Origin of the sequence: Providencia sp. PROV223 (assembly GCF_028479245.1) — a bacterium.
Classification (GTDB): Bacteria; Pseudomonadota; Gammaproteobacteria; order Enterobacterales; family Enterobacteriaceae; genus Providencia; species Providencia rettgeri.
Genome location: NZ_JAMPNG010000027.1, coordinates 1 through 19,871 on the forward strand (window position 1 = coordinate 1; position 19,871 = coordinate 19,871).

A 19,871-nucleotide genomic window follows, 5' to 3' on the forward strand; every position below is an offset into this window, starting at 1 on the left:
GTATATAGCTGCATTAATCACAATCATCTGATATTTATAACATTATTATTAATATTTTATCTTTCTCATGGTAAAAACAGAAGCTTTTAAGTCATTGATAACATAAATGATTAATTTAGTTTTGATAACTGCTATTTCTCAATAATTGAATATAAATCAATCAATTTTAACACGCTTAAATCCTATCCTTCCACTTAGTTTTTTATAGAGAAGATAAACCAACCAATTAATGTTTTCTGTTTATAAATTTTAAGCTGAATATAACTAAGGTTAACCTCATCACAGTAACCGTCTTTTCTAATTGCTCAAACTCTCTTTACTCTATATTAGGCAGCTAAACTCGACAGTCTGGTTTGAGCGAAAAACTGACTACCCACGGTGCTAGATTGATAGATAGAGAATTGTGATCAGGCAACGAGCCGCTATCTTTAGGTTTTTATAGGCATTTCTAAGCAACGCAGTTCAGCCTGCGCAAGCGCGGATTGATACATGCTTTCCCGTACTAGTATGCCCCTCTACCTATGTACTCAGATAACATAAATACAGCCTCAATATTGCTTAAAGAGACAACCTACGCTTTTGGTACTAAACTACTCTTTAGCAAAACTTATGGGACTGGTTTGAGTGATACTTGGCTATCAACATAACAGTTCCGGAAGCTGACAAAGACGAAATGATTACTAGTTGGGACATATACTCCCGTAAGGATGCACAACATGCGTAAAGAACTTATAGAGCAGAGCTTGAATAAGGCAAAAGCTGCCAGAGCTACCCTGAGCAAGATTAACGGCGTAACTATCGCTAAAATGAATAATCCTGCTCGTGGACTATATCTGACTAATTATGCCAATTTACTCATGAACAGGCAGATAGACATCTTTGATGATGCGCTTCACCTCCTTGAAAACGAACGATACCAGACCGCCTGTATCATTAGCCGAGGAATGATTGAAACACATGCTTTCTCACGACTTTTAAACAAGAAAGTGGAGAAGATCTTGAATAACCAAAGCGGACATGAAAGTGTAGATCAAGCTATTGATGTCATTCTAAGCTTTATAAACAGTTCCCGGTTTAAAAAGTCAGAACAAGAAAAAATTCAGAACGGAGTATTTGACCCAAACGACTACATGTTTACTGAAGAGGCCAAGTATCGTTTTAAAAATCTACTTGCTGTCAGTCAACATGTGATGAACGCATTGCGTAATCTCTATGAAGATGAGATGAAACAGACTAATCAGAAGGAAAGCGATTTTGAAATAACGTATGACTTACTTAGCGAATATGTTCATCCTTCACAAACCAGTATCTACCATTACTATACACCTGAAAGCCACTTAGTTTTCACTTCAGTTGGTAATATTCATGCCTATGAGTCTGCCCAGATGCTATGCGCAAGAGCGCTACTCTTCATATTAGAAGCGAAGAACCAACTTAATTGGTCTTTACAGTTAGCTAATGAGATGACAAAACGTGGTTAAGTGTAAAAACTAAGATCTGAAAAGGGCTTTTTCTTAGAGACTGTACTTTAAATTGTGTATTTGCCTACTGTTTCTGTATGTTAACAATGTCTGCTTTTGATGGTATAGAGCAGACAATTACATTCGGTTTTCTCTATGTCACTACTGTGTCAGGTCAAATCAAACAACCAAGCAAAGCTCGCTGCCCTTTTTATTTATTCTTCAATACATTTAAACGCCCAGTCAATTTCCTAGCTTTTAACCGCCGGCAATTCATCAAAATTTGTCGTGTAAGCAGGCGATAACATTTCTCTTTTCATTTTGTATCCACTATCACCGCCCTTACTTGCAAACCAAACTTTACCCTGCCCGCTCTTATTAATCGCGTCTAATGTTTTCATTAACTCATCGCTATTACGAAATGGCTTTTGTGTTGAAAACATATCAAGCTGAGCAATATCTGAATCAGTAAAATCAGATAGTATGATGCCTGCTTTATAATACCGGTAACCGTCACGCCAAATAGTATTTAACCCACGCATTGCTGCATTGATAATATCTCTGGTGTCACTGCTGGGGTATTCGAGTTTTATATTAATGCTATTTGCGTAATCTTCACCTGATGCGTGACGGCTAGTTTGAATAAATAATCCGATAATTTTGCAACGTTGCTTCTCTTCCCTTAATTTTTCTGCTGCACGTTCCGCATAATCACACACCGCCTTACGCATTATTTCTATATCTAAAACTTTCTGGCCAAATGAACGAGAGCACAGTATTTGCTGCTTAATTTTTCGAACTTCTTCAAGCTCAATACATGGCTCACCATTGAGTTCTCTCAATGTCCTTTCTAATGTAACCCCAAACGTTTTACGGATAGTTGCTACCGGTGCATTCGCTAAATCCAAAGCAGTATTTACACCCATGATCCTTAATTTTGCCGATATTCTACGGCCAATACCCCACACCTCTTCGATTGGAATAAGAGATAATAATTTTCGCTGCCGTTGCTCGCTGGAGAGCTCGACGACACCACCTGTTTTTTTCCATGTTTTTGCTGCATGGTTGGCTAATTTCGCTAAAGTTTTTGTAGGAGCAATACCGATGCCTACAGGGAGGTGAGTATTTTGAAGGATAGTTGATTGAATTTCACGGCCGTATTCCTCAAGATTAAAGGTACTATTCATACCTGCAAAATCAAGAAAGGCCTCATCGATTGAATAGATTTCTAGGCGGGGTGCAAATGTTGACAATAGTGACATGACCCTATTACTCATATCCGCATAAAGTACGTAGTTAGAACTAAATATATTGATGTTGTTTTGTCTATAAAAACTGTGCCGCTCGTAATACAGTTCCCCCATCTTTACGCCAAGTTTTTTCGCTTCTGATGAACGTGCAATCACGCAGCCATCATTATTACTTAAAACAATTACTGGCTTCCCTGCCAGATCTGGCCTAAAGACTTTCTCACAACTTGCATAAAAACTATTTACATCAACAAGCGCAAACATTATTGAGCCCGATGAATAATGTAGGTAACAACACCAAATATTTGAAAATCCTGCTCATCGTTGATAATGATTGGTGAATAAGCGGGATTCATTGGAAGTAACATAGGTGGGTTGAGGTGTAGTTTCTTAACCGTAAATTCGCCCTCGAAGCTAGCTATAACGATATCCCCCTCTTTTGCTGTGACCGCGCTGTCAACAATAACAACATCACCATCATTGATATTTGCATCAATCATTGAATTGCCTTCGACCCTGAGCATGTATGTGCTTTCAGGGTGCTTAATGAGGGCGCTATTTAAATTTATGCGGTCTTCAACATAGTCCGCAGCGGGTGATGGAAAACCTGCTGGCACTCGGTCAAGAAAGAGAGGGAAGCTTGCTAGTAAATCATCTGTTTCAATTAATCTTAGTTTCATACGACACCAATAATACTGTATACATAAACAGTATTATTTGATCATTTTATGCGTATGTAAAGCCCTATTTTTACATGCCTCTACATCATACTAGTAAGCAAGATTTATATTTTTCCGACTGATCTTGATATAATCCTACCTGTGGCTCACATATCATACGACCTCATAATCGGAGGTTACATGAACAAAAATCAACTACTTTTACTTGCACTAAACTGTATCAACGAAAATAGAGAGCCATCTCACACGGAGCAGTCAAAGATTTACGTTTTTTATAGAACTGAAGTAGATTGCAAAGGCATTTCAATTAACGAGTTTATGCTTAACCAGAATTGGCAACTCGCTGATGAACAAAAGATTCAAAAAGTGATAAGATTTATTGAAATATATCTTCATCTGTCATTAAAAAAAGCTAAAGATAGAAAAAATGTCGAACAAAACTCTCGGTGAATTTATTAAGCACTTACGTTTATCTCAAAGCATATCAACATCGGAAATTGCAAAAAATCTCACTATTTCCGAGGTCGACTATATAAAGTGTGAAAATGGCGAAATATCTGTCTATGTAGACGACTTGATGATTATCGCAGATATATTGTCCGTTGAAGAATCAACTCTAATAGAAAAATATAAAGAATAGGCCAAAACAAATTGGCCTTGCGATTTATTCATCTCTTTTCTACGCATATCCGTGCATTATTACAACAATACATCATTTTCGCCAAGGCCATACTGTTTACGTTCTGCAGCTTCCTGCTCCGCCCTTTCCGCTTGCTCTGCTGCACGTTTAGCTTCTTCTTGCGTTAATACCCCGATCTAAATATCGATATAAACTCGAGTACTCAAGATAACGTGTCTATCGACGGTCTTGGGAAGAATGAGAAGAAAACGTATATTGAATAAACGCTGGAAGAGATATTTAACGATGGTGATTGGCTTCCTGAAACCCAATAAGCCAAAGTGGAATATTTTGATAAGTGATTTAAGTGCGCCAACTACTCGAGCTGGCGCATTATATTAAAGCTTATATCAATTCACAATCAACCTACCATGTAAAGGTTGGATTGGCCGATTATTTGAATGCTCCAGAGCTTGTTGAAATTTCTTTATTTGTTCTCTTGATGCATTTATAGGCTGCTTCATGACTAACCATACTACACCTTCAGTACACGGCGGAGTGGTTAAAGAACCACTAAAACGGTAATAGCTTTTATCATCTGGATAAAGTGCTGTTAAGTCGATACTTTTACCTAACTCTTTTTCCTGATTTTTTTCTTTTGGTATATTACTCAATACTTGCTCTATAGCTGGGTTAGCGTCACCTTCCTCTAACATGATTGCTAGTACTGCAACTCCTCCATCATCTTTGGAATGAACAAAATGCAGCTCCAATGGATATTGTTTACCTTTTATTTCATTTTCACTTGGGCTATGAAAGTGAAATTGCTTTAATTGATAAGTTGCCCCATCAATAGAAAAATCATCGTCATCATTAACATTGATTTGTATTGAGTGCCCATTGTTGACGATTTTTTGTGCGTGCGTATGTATATTTATAGCTAATGGCTTTAATTTTCCATCAATAACGTTATCAATGTTAATTGGTGATTGATTAAATCCACTTTCACAAACTTTAAATTCATCACTCAATTTCCCCCAGTTTTCAGGTGCGCCACTACCTTCATAAGTCCATAATGAATTCGCTTGTGATGAAAAAGCAAAAACAGCCAAAATGCATAATATAGTTTTATTATAACTCATGTAATAATAACTCAAGTTGTTAATATGAGTTTTAAAACTACACTTTGATTCACACAAATGGCATTGGGATTTATCTTATTAATTCAGTAAAAAGCACACCTTAACCAAAATAAAGCATACTACACTCCACCATAATCAAAATACTATTCCAGAAATCAGTCTAAATCTCTAAATCCATTTCAGCTTCTTCTTGCGCTAATCGCTCTGCTTCTAGCTTAGCGAGTCTCTCAGCTTCAGCTTGCTTTTGATTGTAGAGTGAGTTAGGTGGCATTTCGACACGCATGTCTATCCAGCGCGATTCAGGTACGTCACAAGGTTCGTAGTTTTCGAAGTAAACAGGCACGCCTTCTTCATCAAAGTGCTTAATGCGCTTATTCTGGAAACGTTCCGGCATATCTGCGTTCTGTTGGTGGAAAACAAAAACTTCAATATCACCATCAGGTCTCACCTCGTAATCAATGAGAACCATGTTTTTACCGTTATGGTCTTGAGGAATGACAAAGCCGTTATTGATACCCCATGCACCATCTGCATTAAAGCCTACAACGCCTTTAATGAGGTAATGGCCAACACCAAGATGCTCCATTTCAACGCCTTCAGATTCGTCGTTTAACTCAATGTCATCAGAGAAGAGTTTTACTACCGGGGAGGCTGCTTTTAAGTTGCCGTTTGAGTCTTTTGTTGTGTTTGCAGTCGAGTAAATACTATATCTATTTAATACTCCCGCTATGCTGGAATAATGCTGCACAAGGTTTCCTGCTCCGCTAAAAAACAATCCATAATTTCTATTGTAGTCATATGGAATTGCAGTACCCACCCCCCAAGTACTAAATGTGTTAGTGTCATCATTATTTCCACCGCCTTGCCTGAAAAAAGTACTTAGTAAATCTTGCTTAAAATCAGCGCCTTTGATGATTGGTGCAGTTCTAGCGCCCAGGCCATAATCACCAGCTAACATAACATCTGTGCCATTGAATTTCAGTGACTTATTACTCCCTAGTGTAAGTGATGTGCCTTCTTTCTGATTTGATAGTGATATGATATTTTGTGAAGAACCGAAACCAACATAACCTAAGTTTGTGTCATCTGAGTCTAAAAATTTGATAAACGCACCAAATTGAGCACTTTCGCGTTTAAATTTGACAGGGTCACCCCTGCAAATAATTACGCCCCCCGCCTTATCAAACTTTCCATCTAGCAGCCTATCCCTTTCTTTCTCCGTTCTCAGTTGCATTTCAGTGCCATCAGGTAACACCACTTTAATCACACCGGATTCGGTCATAAGTCGGTTCAATATGATCATCAGTTGATAGCTTTCAGTAACCATCGCTGTTGCTTTGTTAACGCCGTCTGATACTGAACCAATCATCGTGATTGAAATAACGTATTTCACATCTGTTAGCGCCACTGGAACGGGAAAACTTAACGTCATTTGTGTATCGCTTTCCACCGAGCGAATGCTGTTTTGATATATCGTATTGCCCGACTGGATAAGAATAATTTGCCCCACAGAGACTTTCGTCACGCTGTTTTTCCATAACGTGTTTTTGCCTGTGATTTTCGGGTCGTTAGCCTTTGTTGAGATAGTGCCAATTTCATAAATCATGGTGTTTCCTTGAATTTTGAACGTAAAAAAACCGCAATTAAGCGGCTTATTTAGAAATCTGATTGAATTAAGTATCTAGCATAGAGATATCAATGATAATCCCTTGAAGAAACCGACCTGTCCCTTCCCTCGTCGGTGGTGGGTCTATGTAACTATCAATATGGGCAACAAATTCATAGTAATATTTAATCGTTAAACCATCCTTGTCGTTAACGTATGAATACCCTTCGGAATACACATCCGCTTCATAGTAATATTCATAATCAAAGTGATCTAAATATTGCCTGATATTTTTGTAGTGAAGATACCTATCCCCACTTTGTTGTATCCAGCCGTATCGATGGCCCGCAATACCGTTGAACCTAAATTCGCCAGTCCCCGTATTTTCCCACGTTACATTGTACTCCCCAGCAAAAGAGATAAACTTCGCTAATGATGAGAATTTGATTTTTCCATCAGCGCCAAATATCTCAAGGCCTATACCAGACTTTGGGTAATCGACTTGGGAGACAGGCGCAACATGATAAGAGCCATTTAGTGTGTCAACAATGGGAAATAGTATCCGTTCTTCTAACCCCCATTCAGAGCCTTCAATTTTTTTATGCAGACACATTGTTTCAAGGTCATCCCTTAGCTGCAGGTCGCCTTTGCCATTAAATATTTCAAGTCCAATCATATCGCCCACACCGTCACATGATGCGTAAAGCTGTCATAAAACCGTGTGCCTCCTGTACCTGCTCCGTCATTCTCCCATTTGTATATGGGGTAATCGACGTTGTAATTAATAGTCGAGCCATTCAATGTATATTTCTGGTAATTTGGCATACTGACACCAAAAGTATTATTCGGAATAAAGCGCCATCGGATTGAAAAATGACACAATACCTTCCCACCAAGGGTAATCGTAGGAACATTTAAGCTGCCATTTTTCCCCAGTGATAATTTAAAATTCCCCAAATAGCGGGGAATAATGGTGTTTTCGCTGATAATTAATCGACCCTTTGAGTCGTATATTTCGAGACCTATACCCATTACCACATCCCCATTCGTATTCTTAACTTGCCATCACGACTGAACAGTTGTTTGAGTACACTGGTTTCTATCCAATAGCCTTGCGTACCGTTTCCGTATTTTTTTTCCTCCCCTGTACGCATATTCAGCTGATATCCAATTTTATTGGCATCGCTGAAATTAGTAGATTGGAGCACATCCGCAATTTTTGCACTTGTGATAGTGGCATTCCCGATAAATGCTGAACTGATAAATACCTGCCCGTTCTCAACCATAAATGCAGGCTCCAACTTGCCGCTGGATGGATTAAAAATACCGAAGGTATCCGCGCTGAAACCAATTTGAGTAACTACTTGTCCGTTTTTAACACTAGCCCCTATTAGCATTTTGGCATCATAATATTGGCCGTTGTACATCACCGCAGTTTTAAACGAAATAACAGAAGAAGCATTACCTTGATAGTCCACCTCCGTTTTCGCCATTTTCTCAATCGCTGCTTGAGTCTCTCCGTATTGGGAATTAAGCCGCTCAATAGACTGTGCAAACGTTAACTGATTATTTGCAACCGTCTTATCTAGTCGAGTGATTGAGGATTGAATTTTTAACTGCTCAACCGCTTGGTTGCCATATTCCGCTGTTAGCTGCATCCCCATTTCTGCTAGTGAGCTTTCAGCATTGGCAATTGTGCGTGCCAATTGATTAATTAACGCTTCATTATCACTAAATCGGGATTCTGCTATTTCAATATGCTTCGTCTGTGTCTCATCGATTTTAGCAATCGCCTCTGACTGATCCGTAATACGGGCATCCATCGGTCCTAATTTGTCATCAACTTGTTTAATCTCAGCTTTAACCTGTGAAATATCTTTCGCTGTTGACTCCTCAAGTGTTGATAATGACTCTTGCACTTTTAGAACAGCCGATGAGGTTTGCTCGTAGTCGGTTTTAACCTGCTGCTGCCAGCGTGCTAGCGCCTCCTGGTCTGATACTCTCACTTGTTCAAGTCGGAATATTTCAGATTTACGCGTGCCCTCTTCTTCGAATAAGCGCCATGAGACTTGATTTAACATCATTGTGTTGTTAAGTGTCGCTTCGGCTGCTTGCTCAAGTTGCAGTTGAACATTCCCTTGATTGAAGTCAATTTGCTCCTGCATGATTTGACCGGCTTCATTGATGAGGAAATTATTACCTAATTCGTCAATCATATCCTTTGGCGTTCCGTCAGCCTTTCCTACAGCTTCAACAAACTGAGACTTTCCATAGCTGTTAACTGTTCGAACATAAAACCAATAATCAGTGCCGGCTTTTAAATTCTCCTTAGTCCAAAATTGCCCTTGACCTTGGCGATTAGCTTTTGTGGTAACTTCGGTGTCAGTCGTACTGGCCAGTTTTTTGTCGCTAAACCAAAACTCAAACGTATAACCATGCTGTGCGGTTTCGCCACCGTGCGGAATGCAGGTCAGAGAGAACATGCCGCCAACCATTTCAACGCTAACCGGTTTAGGTGGGGATTGGATATCAAAATCAACAATCGCAGGGGCAGACATCGCGCCAGCCGCATTGATAGAACGGACTTCGGCACGATATGAACCGCGCACAAGGCCCGATAAATCTACTCTATCTTGTGGTACCTGAATGGATTGAATAACTTTGCCATTTTCAATGATGTTTACTGTGTTATAGCGAACATCAGCAGCAGCTGATTGCCAGCTCAAATACCCTTGGACGACTTCACCAATATTAGTGGCCACAAAAGCAAGGTTAAGCGGTGGCGCTACCCCACCAGTGGGTAAAACAGTGAATGGGGGTCGAACAAAAGGCTTACCTATAATGTCTTCATAAATATAAGCTCCGTCCTCCTCGAGGAGAATATCAACGCCCTCTTGCGGGTGAAATTTCCATTCAGCCACACGACACTCAAAGTTTTGGATGCCAATATGAGGCAAATTAAGTAAACACACATCCCCTGGTCTATATGCGTAACCGTCCATATCCATTTTTAATTGAATGCGACGACCTGCGCGTTTTTTGCGTAGATATAAATTAGAAAGGCGTGCTGCTTGGTATGGGCTAGTGACAAAGCGGTAATCGATATTTTCTTTAATCTCTAACCCATCTTCCTCAATCCATTCATCAACAATGACTGGTTCAAAATCAGTTTTAACATATTGCTGCTCTGCATCGACGAAGGTACCGTAAATCGCATTAGTTGCATCACGTAGCGCAAGTTCAGGTGTGATATTAACGGTGTCGATGATTTGATTCGGTTCAATGCGCAATACTGCAGGGCCATTGTATGCTTGCATCAGAATTCCGTGCTTGCCCGCAACATAAGTCGGCTCTGCAGCAATGCACCGGTGCATATGATCAAGTAGTGATGACGGCGATTCGGAAAGCTCATAAGCCCCATTGATGGTATAGCGGGGTTCCGTATTCCCTTCCGGGGTTACAACCGGCTCATAGCTTAAATCTGCTGCTGTTTTAAATTCAGCAAAATTTATCTCTAAATCAGGCACATTGAGATAACTACGATAGTAATCAAGCGCAAGTAATACCCCATTGTCAGTCCAAATTTCCTTGCCAACTCTCGGGTCGTATACTTCCTTCCCCCACATTTCAACTTTGACATTAGGAACACCATAAGGGAATTTTTCAGCATCGTATTTCAGTGTTAACCGCAACCACGCTAAATTTTCGCCGATCATGTCATCTTTCCATGAGGGCGCATGCTTCAATAAATACGGGTCACTTGTGGTGCGGCCATTATGAAACTCGTAACTGACCTTGTCGCCAAAGGTTTCTATCAAATCATCATTTAACCAAATGCGGCCAATTTTATGAATCGGGTGGGCCGCAAGTGCAATGGCCATAAATAAACGTTCGCCATCCGTTTGGTTGCCCTTTTCTTCTTCGGCAAAGAAGAGAAGGCCTGAACACACTGTTTTACCAACAACAACGGTCTCTGGTGCCACTGCAGAACGTAGCATTTGCTTGCGTTCAGATTGATCCCGATAGCGCATCGATGGCATTTTTTCTTGGAAAATAAATGTGCTAGCCGCTTGAACCGCAATACCAGCCACAATTAAAGCGGTACCTAACCCACCTGTTGCCATAACACCCGCAATCATTAAACCTGCGGAGACGATATTAGAGACAACTTTACCCATTACTCAACTCTCCACGCTTTAATAGGTTTATGATTAACTGGTCGTGCGCCATCCTCAGTGACAGCCCATATCTTATTAGCCCACAGTACGCCGAGGGTTTTCCCTTCATCGCCTTCAAACATGACAAGGTCGCCACGTATCGCTTTATCGGGTTCTTTTTCTTGAAAAAAGCCCGATAGACCTGTTTCCAAATCCCCGAACTCAGATTTTAAAACTCGCATAGCCCCTGATTTGGTTTTGTATCTGCCTCGAGCCTTTTCTGCGATATCGACACCACACACTGCAATAGCGCAATCAGCAGCAAACAAGCAGCAATCATGCTCACCCCAAACAAACGGTTTTTGCATAGCTTGGCGCAAGGTTTCAGGAAGTTGAGTTGTCCAATTTGGGTGTCGCATTTGCTGATCTCCGGGCATAAAAAAACCCGCCGAAGCGGGTCTTAAAGATTGATAAATTTATTTTTTACACATTTCTAGAATGATCTTATCTTGCTCCGCACTATTAGAAATGGTTACGGAACCAACCTCTATATTGTATCCATCAATTGTGACTGTAGATATGAACATCCTGCTGCCAGCATATGCACCATATGTATTTTTAGAATTCACATATCCACATACGGTGGTATTCGTTAATTTATCATTAGACTCAGCCGGATGAGACTCTAGATCCCTAAAAATTGCCGAGGAAGGATCTTTCATTTTACTTGAAACTTTCTTCTCTACTGCATTAAATATAGATGACTGAGATACTGATGCCTCTCGATAAATGAAAATAGCTGCAACTATGCCGACCACTACAGCAAAACTAATAATCAATTGCTTATTCACTAGACTACCCTATACAGTTTTTTTAAGAGTAACGATAAATCACTTATAAATAAACGTTGGCGCATCTTTTTTGCTGCCCCAGTAGATTGCACGCTCAGCCATTTGCGCTACATACCGAAATATGCGATCGCCTTTATGCCTTTTTGTCCACGATTCATCCGTAAATCTATCAGGTAACCCCTGAGACCATCTTTCAAAACGATTAGAAACCGTGACTGCAACCTCATTATTATTACCGGTAGTAACACCAATATTGGAAATTTGCCCCGCAAAAATGATCTCTGCTAATGCTGGCTTGCCATCGAGATCTAAAGCCACCAGCATCAAGCTAACATTGCGCCCACGACTTCTTTCATTCATAACATCAGCAATAAGTAAAGAATCAAACCCAGAAAGTGACAATATCAATTGTTGTGGGCTGGTTGAGTTGTTTTCGGTAACGGGCTCTATACTCCCCAAAGAGCCAACACCTTGATACACTTCACCCGCAATAATTAAATTGCCAAGCCCAGTATGTGCTCTTGTCACGCCTGATTTGAGATCCAGTTTGGCTGCAATAACCAGTTCGAAACCATCATTAATGGCCTTTACCATTGCATTTGAAAAAGGATGATACAACATCAGTATAACGCCTCCTCAAATGTGATGGTGACATTGGATAATACACCAGGGCGATACTGAAAATTCCCCTGATCATTGCTTGTTAATTTAAAAATACCGAACGGCCTCGCGGATTCTATTTTCTCATTAACTTGTGGTGACAACCTTAGCGTCGGTGAAATGGGAATAATTGCATTCCCATCTTTATCACTTAACACATTTTCAGTAACCATCTTGAGCTCATTACTCACTGTAATGTAATCCCCTTTGCGCACTACAACTGAATTTTTTAACCATCCCTTTGTTTGCAGAGATTTCCCCGTTTGGTTTCCTATACTAACAAGTGGCGAACCCTTACCTTGTAATCCCTGCCTGATCCAATTGCTAATTTTCACTCGCCCGCTTTCGCCGTCCAGTTGCGCCATTAAAACTTCTAACTCTCTAGATATGGCTTCAGTGAGATTATTAAAAGTCAAAGTGCAGCGCCAGCGGCTTCCTGAAAACCTCACCGTTTGGCTACTCCCTGTAAATACCGAGGTAAATGTTTTACTGTTACTGATTAACTGCCAGTTCATTGAGGAAGGTACGACATTCTCAGGCCATTCAAGTACCATTATTTTACCTCCCAAGGCTTTTTCTCAATGTGCCATTATTTTGAAAGTCCCGCTGAATCTTAGCTAAAGCATCCTGTGAACCTTGCTTTGCTCCCATTTCTGCCGCCTGCTGAATAGCCTCTTGTAAAGCCTGATCACCATTCCCTGTTAGATGAAAAGTTTGTTGGATAATAATATTTGGAGTTTGTTGCTGTGCATCTAAACCAAGCACCCTTATCCCCAGAGAACCATCACGTGCACGGGTTAATGGCATAATTGCTTCCGCACCAGCTTCTCCCATCAATCCCATTTTAGGTGCACCTCCCTTTGCAAACGGGAATAATGTCGGTGATTTCACGATAGTATTACTATATGCACTTAACCCCGGTGAACTGTAGGTACCGCCTTTAGCATTTGGTGTAGGAGCCGCCCCTACACCAATAGCATCACCAAATGCAGTGCCCGCAAACCCAGCCTTTAACGCATTAAATATCATCATCTGAAAAATCATTTTTGTAATTTCAGTCACAATAGATTGCGCAAAATCTGCAAAGTTTAGTTTTCCAGTGGCGGCAAAATTAGCTAGCATTCCAGACATATCACTTAGTGCGCCATTACTGATTGTGCGCATTTGGTCATACACATTCTCAGCAGAATTACCAAAATCCTGAATACCTTTCGCCATGCCAGTTGTTGCATTTCGATTCATCGCTAATTTATCGCGAGAAGATTGCCTAACAATATCTAATTGCCTTTGTTCTTTTTGAGATAAAAAGAGCGTTTGATCTGCATAGAGTTGAGTGGTTTTATCCGATACTTCTTTATCTAGCTGATAACGACGCTGGCGAAAATCATCACGAACCCTTTGCTCCTGCAGCATAAGCTCATATGCAGGTTGGCTCATGGTCATTTGTAACATTTGATTTGATGAATCCTGACTTAATTTTGATGTTCGTTGCATCACTTCAAAATTCTGATCATCAAACTTTTTTCGTAGTTCTTTGTATTTTATTTCCTTTTCTAGCTCTGCATTTTTTATTAACTGTGCACGAATTTCAGATGAATGGGCTTGAATGGTTTTTTGCCGAGCGTTTAAATGCTGCCCCTGCAATCCAATTAACTCTTGGTCAAATGAAGCAAGCTTACGTTCAGACGCTGTTAGCCCCTCGGTTTCCTCTAACTGAGCACGTAACGCCGCACCTTGTTGTAAAAGCTGTTCTATCCGTTGCTTCCCTTCATCAACAACAGCATTACCCCCCGTTTTTTTAGGCGTCGTAAATAGCTTATCCAATCCCTTTAATGCTTGTTGATACTCCATTGCCGAAATAGTGCCTTTATCGAGCATGTCCTTAAATTGTTTTTCTCTATCGGCGCGTTCTTTTTGCTGATCTGTTCCTGCTTTGAATGCCGAGTTAAAATTCGTCGTTATCTCAAGTTGTTTATATGCAGCTTCTTTTTGCTCTAATAACTGTTTTTCCTGTACTTGAGACTGCTCTTTTTTGAGTCTTATTGCCTCCTCTAAGAAGGCGTTATTCATCTGAGTATTTATTTTTGCATAATTACTACCATTGGTTATGTCATATAACCCTTGATAGCTGCGCCTAAGAGATTCTACTTCTCCTTTTTGTACTTTCAGCGCTTCGCTTTGAGTGTTTTCTGCTTTTGTCTTAGCTTGCAATGTCGATATCTGAGCTAATTCAGAAGCTTCTCTTGCCTTTCCTTCCCTTTCAAGTTGAGCGATTCGTTGCACTATACCCGATTCAACAATAACGCCTTCATCAATTAATTTTTTTATCCCTGCTAATGGTTGCTCACCTATGGAAACTAATTTACTAATAAGCAAATCAACACTGCCACCAGACTTTTCCATCTGGATGCCAAGTTCTGATACCTGATGTAGCAAGTCACCAGAAAAACCCGCAGACGCAGCTGCGGTAACTGATTTATAGGCTTCCGCGGTACCCCCCAATTCATTGGCAAGATTACGCAGATCATAGGCCGTTGTTGTTAGCCCTAAACCACCTTTTTGCAACGCAGCATTAAAGGCCTTTTGGCGTTCTTCTGCTTGCTGATACTGGGAATAGAGATAAGTAAAAGCTCCAGCTGATGCCATGATGCCAATGCCAACCGCCCCCCCCATCATTCCCCAAGCGCTTTTAAACAAACTCGCGCTATTAGCTGCAGCACGCTGAGAAAACGTCAGTTCTTTGCTGGCTTCGGATAGTTGATTGGTTGCTGTTGTGAGGTTTTTCTTACCATCAAGTTCGCTTTTATTTGCTGAAATAATCTCAATAGATGCACTTTGCATCCGCTTTTTGGCTTCAGCCTCGGCAATATTAGCCTCTCGGATAACTCGCGCGTTCTTGGCATGTTCTTCCGCATAACTAACAGAAATACCGTGTTGTTTATTAACTTCGACCTGTCGCTCTAAATATTCATCGAGCGAAAATGCTTGCTCACGCCTTGCAATGGCCTCATCACGCATTTTGGCAGCAAGGTTAATTTTTTCTTGAGCGCTTTTTCTATCAGCTTGAGCGCCTTCAATTTGTGCACGCGATAAGTTAATTGCCTCATGTGCAGCCTCTTGTGCAACACGTTGCTGCTCTGCTAAAGAAAACTTAACGTTATTCACGTTTTCCAAAGAACGCTCTAAAGCCGGAATGAAGCCACCAATTAAACTACTGGTGGCAACATTAGAGCCTGCGGATACATTCGTTAATGCGGTTCTTAATTGACCAAATCCAAGCTGAGAGCTTCGCGCCATCTGGCCAGAAGCCGATAGATCAGCGCCAGCTTTTCTGGCATTAGCTGAAACCTCTAATAACCTCTCGGCTGTTTGCCCGGCATCTTTGGATGCAGACTGCGCAAACTTTTTGGATTCTTTGCTAGCAGAATCATAAGCATCAAACACTTGGGATTTAAAAGAGGCTGCGTTGAGGTGTAACGCAACCGCTAAACTTGCAACGTCAGCCATTTATCACCCTCATGACATCATTACACTGCGCCTCAATATCAGGCTCAACTTGTGTAATATTTGGTTGAAATTCTGGCGCTTCTTTATTGCCAGACATAAAAAAAGCCTGCCAATGTGTGAGTATATCGGCAGGCAATTGAGCTATTTTTCTTGGGTCTGGCTCACCCCACCTATCTGCTAATTGGAAAATGAGCTTAAGGCGAGGTGAGTTGGTTAGTTTTTTTGGGCTTCCTCCACTGTTCCATAACTGAATTGCTGAACAAACTTCAGCGCTTCAAGTAATGTCGGGGTATCATGCGCTTTGATTAACTCATCATCCGTTGGCAGCTCTTTTTCTGAAAGTGGCTTTCCTTTCTCGTCACAAATCGCTTTTAAAATTAGCCTTGCGCCTGCTTTGCTCGCATCAGAGTTAAGCCCTGTTTCACGGAATTGTTGTAGATCGCGCTCATACTCATCGATTTCAGCAATTGTTAGTCGACGAATGAAAACGGTCGTGTTAAGAATTGTGTGACTCTCAACATAAGGATTCGATTTTAATAGTGATGACTTTAACGACATTATTTTGTTCCCCCTGCGGCAACTACGCCCCACTTAACGTTGTTTTGTTTGCCTTTGACAGAGATCTGCATAACTTCGCTAGCTGGCGCACTCACATCATTCATTTCCCAGCCTGCTAACGCCAAGATCATCGTCGCTGTACGTTTATTTGGGAATTGCGCATAAAACTGAACAGTCTCGCGCGCGTCAGCTGCCGTCAAAAATGCAGCAAAATCGACATTTTCAGGATCATCGATAAACACTAATGTTTTTTCTGGGCCGTCTGGCAAGTCTGAAACTGACTGTTTATTTAAGTCGATTAACGTTGTGCAATCGACAAAGCTACCTGTAATACCTGTAGCACCAATGGCTCTACAGTTTACGAGCGCTTTCATTTGCTCAACGGCGTCACCCGGCTTACCAAATTTAACAACTGTACCTGCGGGAAGCACTGCATATTCAGGAGAGGTTTTTCCTGCCATAGTTTTTACTCCAACTAAATGAATTAACGATAATTTTCGATGCTGGCGCGTATTTCAGCGGCTAGCGTGTTTAAAATAAATTGGCGGTTATAGTCCAATGCTGGACGGATGAAGGGATTAGGGATTTGTTTTACGGTGCCAAACTCTTGTGCTTTGGCTTTCATTTCGTGAGCTTTACTTGGCCCTACACGAACAGTCATTACAGAGCGTGTTTTTTGGTCTTTCATGCGGCTCGTTGTACGGATCTTGATACTGTCGCGCATGTGCTCTGATTCGCTAGTCGCATCATAGCCTGCGTGCTGTTTCATATCCTCCAGCACAGGTGCCATTGCTTCACGCCCAGCTTGTCGAAGTACTTTTGTTGTTATGCCCTCCCCTAAACGGTTTAACTCATACTCCAATTCTTTGAGGCCTTTTATCTCAACAGTTACCCTCATTCAGCCCCCTCTGGATAAGTGATAATAAAATCACGCATCACACGCCAAATAACCCGTTTATCCGTTTGCTCTTCTCTGTTTTGCATGAAATTACCTCGCTGAACTGTTTGAACGGGATAACGACCAATATGGCCATGGGTGATGTTTTCCCAAGCATTGAGCACTACTTTTTCAAGCTTTAAGGCTCTTGGATAGTCATTAGGGATCTGAAAGGTAATTTGAAACCGCGCTTGAACAAGAGATGTTTTAGCTAGGCCAGTTATCATTTTGGGGTCGCTTATTTTCTGATAAGTCACGCCCTCAAGCACTTTTGAAGGAAGCGCGACAGGGTAAGCATTCAATCCCGTCAATCGCTCTAAGTCTGCCTTGATATCAGTTTCTATCATGTCGACTATCGACCTCTGCTGTAATAATTAAACGGTCTGGCTGGTTTCTATCTAAAGCGCGCACCGTAAAGTTGCGCTTTTGATAAGCAATTATCCATCCCTCATTGATATCGCTACGAGGCCGAATGGTGAAATGGTAGGTTTCGATAACTTGTTGCTGATCTGCAGTGCGAATTTTGCGATTAGACATCGCCTCCACTTTGGCCCATACGTCAGTGACTTTTACTAACTCTGTTTTAGGTTCACCAAAATCGTTCCTGACCTCTTCTGGGCGTGATAACGCAATACGTTTATTGAGTTCGCCGGCTTGAATCGATGTCATATCCCATACCTCACATAAGGTTGTAATAAAGCATCAAATCCCAGCGGAAGTTGAGCGCCAGACGCGCCAACAACAACAGATTCTCGATTAGCATACCAATGACCAATGATCAGCAGTGCCGCAAGGCGTACGTCACCACTAAAAACCAAATTCAACTCAGGATCGATATCTGCCTCAGACTCTTGAACTAATGTCCGCCTTGTATGGCTTTCAATCAAACGAAGCGCCGCTGCTGAATAAAGTGTTAACAAATCATCTTCTTCAACATAATCAATCTCTAATCTGAGTTGTTGTTTGATAAGTTCAAGAGAAAGCATTATTTCTCCTTTTTGCCTTTAGTTTCTTTTTTTGGCTCTGGCTCTGGCTCTACAAGCTTCTGTTCACCTTCAATTTCAACTGCATAGCCTTTTAAAACGAGTTCACGGCCATGTTGCTCCAGTGTTTCTATTTCTTCACCTTCTACAACTACCTTATTACCAAAATAAATTGCACGTAATATCTTTAGTTTCATAGATCACCCCAAAAAGAAAAAGCGGCCTATTGACCGCTTTCATGTATTATTCACCTGTTTTTGGTGCCGTAAAATCACCATAAATAAAGGCTTCAGGTCGTTTTACCGCTAATGCCAATCGTTCCTCGCAACGAATGGAAATCATGTTTTTCTCGAAGTCATCAGTATTCTCAGTAGAAATGACAACGTTAGTTTCCTCACGGTCAAATAACTGAGCCCCTGCATTGAATGCCCCAGTTAAAAACTTACCTTTGAAAGCGGCAGTTTCAGTGGCAACAACAGGTAATCCCCACAGAGTAGGTCCCGTTAGTGCCGCTGGATTCGCTAAAATATAACGGCCTAAGGTATCTTTCATTAACTCAATTTTCGCCCAATCAACAAAGTGCAACACATGACCAGAGGCTGGGAATCGTGCTAACTGAGCCTGCAACATTGCAAGTCGCAGATCATCAATACCATTTTGTTTCTCTACCTCAAACTCCGCTTTAAATTTAGACGCCTGTGGAATGATGCCGTGTAAGTGGGCTCCAGAACCATCACCAAATAAGATTTCCTGCTCTTCCACAAACTTCAACCCGTAGCGCATTTCTGCGTCAACCAGTGACTGCAACTGTGAAAAGTCATCTAAGATTTGCTTAGATGCTTTAAACAAATGTGCAATGGTAGTTACTGCGGTAATTTTTGGCTCGAATTTAATATCACTGTAGGGTTTAGCTGTATTTTCAGGCACAACAGCAGCATTGTTAGTAAATCCAGTTTGCTGAACCCAGAAAATTGCAGGTGATTGTGTTTTGCCCGGCGCGATAAGTTCACGGATAAACAAACGTTGCTTTGGTGCGACATCGACTCCTGGTAATCGTTGAGGAGGAACTATACCTTCTGGAACATCGGTAGAAATTAATGCGGCATTAACCGGCACTGAAATCCGTTTATTTCCCTGAATACTGGAGTTGATATCTTTTAATACTTCAGCAGAAACAAATTGCTGACCGACACTTTTCACTGTTTGTAACGCATTATTAAGCGGCATCTGAGCGACATGTTGCTCCAGATCACCTAATGCAGCCTTTAAAGTTGTCTCAGCAGCTTTTAAAGCGTTTAAATCAGATGCCATTTTATCAACAGTGTCTTTAGTTGAAGCATTTAAGCTACCAGCCGCTTTCGCTTCTTTTAAAGCCTCCTCCGCTTTAGCGGTAAATTTTTCATTGGCTTCTTTGATTGTTGCTGACAAGGTTTTCAATAATTCATTTGTATCAGACATAGT

The 19,871-nt window shown here is 41.0% G+C and carries 22 protein-coding genes; 2 read left to right on the forward strand and 20 right to left on the reverse strand.

What is annotated here, in order from left to right; translation table 11 throughout:
• Nucleotides 1-716: 716 nt before the first annotated feature.
• Entirely contained in the window at nucleotides 717-1,481 is a 765-nt protein-coding gene (locus tag PR767_RS19820) for a DUF5677 domain-containing protein (RefSeq protein ID WP_272520849.1), read from the forward strand.
• Nucleotides 1,482-1,711: 230 nt separating this feature from the next.
• Here PR767_RS19820 and umuC read toward each other — a convergent pair whose 3' ends face one another.
• Together umuC and umuD are read right to left on the reverse strand one after the other, a co-directional pair.
• Nucleotides 1,712-2,974, reverse strand: a complete 1,263-nt coding sequence (gene umuC / locus PR767_RS19825) for a translesion error-prone DNA polymerase V subunit UmuC (protein ID WP_272520850.1) — start codon at nucleotides 2,972-2,974, stop codon at nucleotides 1,712-1,714.
• Nucleotides 2,974-3,390, reverse strand: coding sequence for a translesion error-prone DNA polymerase V autoproteolytic subunit (gene umuD / locus PR767_RS19830; RefSeq protein WP_110731987.1), 417 nt, complete (start codon nucleotides 3,388-3,390; stop codon nucleotides 2,974-2,976). Before umuD ends, umuC begins: the two co-directional genes overlap by 1 nt.
• A gap of 180 nt (nucleotides 3,391-3,570) precedes the next feature.
• Between umuD and PR767_RS19835 the strand changes: the two genes are divergently transcribed.
• The gene (locus tag PR767_RS19835) at nucleotides 3,571-3,840 is read left to right on the forward strand and encodes a hypothetical protein (protein WP_115167114.1); all 270 of its coding nucleotides are present in this window, start codon (nucleotides 3,571-3,573) and stop codon (nucleotides 3,838-3,840) included.
• Nucleotides 3,841-4,419: 579 nt separating this feature from the next.
• Here PR767_RS19835 and PR767_RS19840 read toward each other — a convergent pair.
• The 18 genes from PR767_RS19840 to PR767_RS19925 form a co-directional block, all read right to left on the reverse strand.
• Nucleotides 4,420-5,151 (reverse strand): carbonic anhydrase, encoded by a 732-nt coding sequence (locus PR767_RS19840; protein ID WP_222959759.1) that lies wholly within the window; start codon nucleotides 5,149-5,151, stop codon nucleotides 4,420-4,422.
• A gap of 160 nt (nucleotides 5,152-5,311) precedes the next feature.
• Entirely contained in the window at nucleotides 5,312-6,757 is a 1,446-nt protein-coding gene (locus PR767_RS19845; protein ID WP_272520851.1) for a phage tail fiber protein, read from the reverse strand.
• A 67-nt stretch (nucleotides 6,758-6,824) separates the two neighbouring features.
• Nucleotides 6,825-7,433, reverse strand: coding sequence for a hypothetical protein (locus PR767_RS19850; RefSeq protein ID WP_109913099.1), 609 nt, complete (start codon nucleotides 7,431-7,433; stop codon nucleotides 6,825-6,827).
• Nucleotides 7,430-7,789: a hypothetical protein gene (locus PR767_RS19855; RefSeq protein ID WP_238563082.1), complete on the reverse strand. Its 360-nt coding sequence runs from the start codon at nucleotides 7,787-7,789 to the stop codon at nucleotides 7,430-7,432. Before PR767_RS19855 ends, PR767_RS19850 begins: the two co-directional genes overlap by 4 nt.
• Entirely contained in the window at nucleotides 7,789-10,935 is a 3,147-nt protein-coding gene (locus tag PR767_RS19860; RefSeq protein WP_272520852.1) for a phage tail tip protein J-related protein, read from the reverse strand. Before PR767_RS19860 ends, PR767_RS19855 begins: the two co-directional genes overlap by 1 nt.
• The gene (locus PR767_RS19865; protein ID WP_117162507.1) at nucleotides 10,935-11,333 is read right to left on the reverse strand and encodes a DUF6950 family protein; all 399 of its coding nucleotides are present in this window, start codon (nucleotides 11,331-11,333) and stop codon (nucleotides 10,935-10,937) included. The genes PR767_RS19860 and PR767_RS19865 overlap by 1 nt, the downstream gene beginning before the upstream one ends.
• A 57-nt stretch (nucleotides 11,334-11,390) precedes the next feature.
• Nucleotides 11,391-11,765 (reverse strand): hypothetical protein, encoded by a 375-nt coding sequence (locus PR767_RS19870; protein ID WP_117162320.1) that lies wholly within the window; start codon nucleotides 11,763-11,765, stop codon nucleotides 11,391-11,393.
• 39 nt (nucleotides 11,766-11,804) lie between these two features.
• A complete protein-coding gene (locus tag PR767_RS19875; RefSeq protein WP_004911589.1) occupies nucleotides 11,805-12,386 on the reverse strand; it encodes a hypothetical protein in 582 nt (193 codons plus the stop codon).
• Entirely contained in the window at nucleotides 12,386-12,982 is a 597-nt protein-coding gene (locus PR767_RS19880; protein WP_117162508.1) for a hypothetical protein, read from the reverse strand. The genes PR767_RS19875 and PR767_RS19880 overlap by 1 nt, the downstream gene beginning before the upstream one ends.
• Nucleotide 12,983: 1 nt before the next feature.
• Entirely contained in the window at nucleotides 12,984-15,932 is a 2,949-nt protein-coding gene (locus tag PR767_RS19885) for a phage tail tape measure protein (protein ID WP_272520853.1), read from the reverse strand.
• 213 nt (nucleotides 15,933-16,145) lie between these two features.
• On the reverse strand, nucleotides 16,146-16,490 hold the full coding sequence (locus PR767_RS19890; RefSeq protein ID WP_272520854.1) for a phage tail protein: 345 nt from the start codon (nucleotides 16,488-16,490) through the stop codon (nucleotides 16,146-16,148).
• Nucleotides 16,490-16,951, reverse strand: a complete 462-nt coding sequence (locus PR767_RS19895; protein WP_117162324.1) for a phage tail protein — start codon at nucleotides 16,949-16,951, stop codon at nucleotides 16,490-16,492. The genes PR767_RS19890 and PR767_RS19895 overlap by 1 nt, the downstream gene beginning before the upstream one ends.
• A gap of 23 nt (nucleotides 16,952-16,974) precedes the next feature.
• Nucleotides 16,975-17,388 (reverse strand): HK97-gp10 family putative phage morphogenesis protein, encoded by a 414-nt coding sequence (locus PR767_RS19900; RefSeq protein ID WP_272520855.1) that lies wholly within the window; start codon nucleotides 17,386-17,388, stop codon nucleotides 16,975-16,977.
• Nucleotides 17,385-17,774 carry a hypothetical protein gene (locus tag PR767_RS19905; protein WP_117162326.1) on the reverse strand — a complete coding sequence of 130 codons (390 nt, stop codon included), beginning with the start codon at nucleotides 17,772-17,774 and terminating at the stop codon, nucleotides 17,385-17,387. The genes PR767_RS19900 and PR767_RS19905 overlap by 4 nt, the downstream gene beginning before the upstream one ends.
• Nucleotides 17,761-18,096, reverse strand: a complete 336-nt coding sequence (locus PR767_RS19910) for a phage head closure protein (protein WP_117162327.1) — start codon at nucleotides 18,094-18,096, stop codon at nucleotides 17,761-17,763. The genes PR767_RS19905 and PR767_RS19910 overlap by 14 nt, the downstream gene beginning before the upstream one ends.
• Nucleotides 18,093-18,413, reverse strand: coding sequence for a head-tail connector protein (locus PR767_RS19915; RefSeq protein WP_117162328.1), 321 nt, complete (start codon nucleotides 18,411-18,413; stop codon nucleotides 18,093-18,095). Before PR767_RS19915 ends, PR767_RS19910 begins: the two co-directional genes overlap by 4 nt.
• Entirely contained in the window at nucleotides 18,413-18,607 is a 195-nt protein-coding gene (locus PR767_RS19920) for a DUF7210 family protein (RefSeq protein ID WP_272520856.1), read from the reverse strand. Before PR767_RS19920 ends, PR767_RS19915 begins: the two co-directional genes overlap by 1 nt.
• A 46-nt stretch (nucleotides 18,608-18,653) precedes the next feature.
• Nucleotides 18,654-19,868 carry a phage major capsid protein gene (locus PR767_RS19925; RefSeq protein WP_206277746.1) on the reverse strand — a complete coding sequence of 405 codons (1,215 nt, stop codon included), beginning with the start codon at nucleotides 19,866-19,868 and terminating at the stop codon, nucleotides 18,654-18,656.
• Nucleotides 19,869-19,871 lie beyond the last annotated feature (3 nt).